Origin of the sequence: Chimaeribacter californicus (assembly GCF_002858675.1) — a bacterium.
Taxonomy (GTDB): domain Bacteria; phylum Pseudomonadota; class Gammaproteobacteria; order Enterobacterales; family Enterobacteriaceae; genus Chimaeribacter; species Chimaeribacter californicus.
In genome coordinates, this window is sequence record NZ_PJZF01000075.1 from 1 (window position 1) to 1193 (window position 1193).

Annotated in this window: 1 pseudogene; it reads right to left on the bottom strand. The window is 58.0% G+C overall.

Annotated elements, in window-relative coordinates:
- Positions 1-1174, bottom strand: a pseudogene (locus tag CYR55_RS22890) (hypothetical protein); the annotation flags it as partial.
- Positions 1175-1193 lie beyond the last annotated feature (19 nt).

A 1193-nucleotide genomic window follows, 5' to 3' on the forward strand; every position in this document is an offset into this window, starting at 1 on the left:
GGCGGATCCAGTCGTTGAACTGGGTTTCCAGAGCGCGGATCCGCGCCATGTACGCTTCTGCATGTACCCCTACCGGTTTGCCACCATTGAGGTACTTCTCCAGCTGGGCACTAAATGGATCGCTGGTGGATTTGCGGGTATAGGTCGGGGTCATTTCCCCCGTTTCTTTATCCTTTTTCAGCACAGTGCCGTAGCGATACCCGGCAAACACCCCATTCTTGCCCTGGTAGCCTTGCTCCGACACCAGCGCGCCGTTCTCAACCTCTACCTTTTCGATATAGGTCAGCTCGTCATAACCCTGATCACGCAGGAATTCGAGCACCAGAGAGCGGTCAAACCAGCGGCTGCTCATTGAGAAAGAGATGTCATCGACCTCTGTCCATTTACGCTTTGCGCGGATCTGCTCCAGCTGCTTTAGGTAGTTGTTCTTTTGTGGACCGTCCCCGATTACGCCCAGTACGCCCATCAGCTCGCCAGTGATAAGCCCAATGTCGCCGCTGGTGGCGCGATCCATTGGCATCAGGTCGCCGTTGGCGGTGATGGCAATACCGTCGGTGCTGGCCAGGATGTCCAGTAACGCATTATCGTCAGCCGGCAGCTCGGCCGTGGAGGCTTTGCGGAACTCTTCCAGGCTGATCGGTACCAGGTCAATCTGGTTAAACAGGTGGCGGATCACCTCCTCATGATTGGTGGCATCAAAGGCCTGTGTGCCGGCTACATCCAGTTTGCCCTGAAGCATGTCAGAGAGCTGGCCATCGGCTGTGATACTGCCGCGGAACTTCATCCAGTCACCGGCACTGTTGCCGGACACCTTGCTAATCCTGCCCTGGTTTGGGTTGCCGAATTTCTTCAGCTCCTGCTCCACCAGCTGCGCCGCGTCAGCCCGCAGGGCATCAACCTGGTCAGCACCAAACTTATTGGCGATCGCGTCCTGGAGCACGCCAATCTTCCCGCCGATAATCGCGCCGCGGAAAACGCGCTCCTGGAGCGCAGGCGGCTGCCCGGCCGCAAATGTCGCGGCTTTGCGCGTCTGCTCGTCTACTGAATTGGGATAATCATTGGCGATCGCTTTGATGTGCTCCCATTTGCGCGCCAGGAGCGAAGCCGGGTTGCCCGTCACCTGGTTCAATTCATCCAGGTCAGCCACGCCATAGCGGCTCAAATCTACCTGCACCGGCGCGCCTGAGACATCC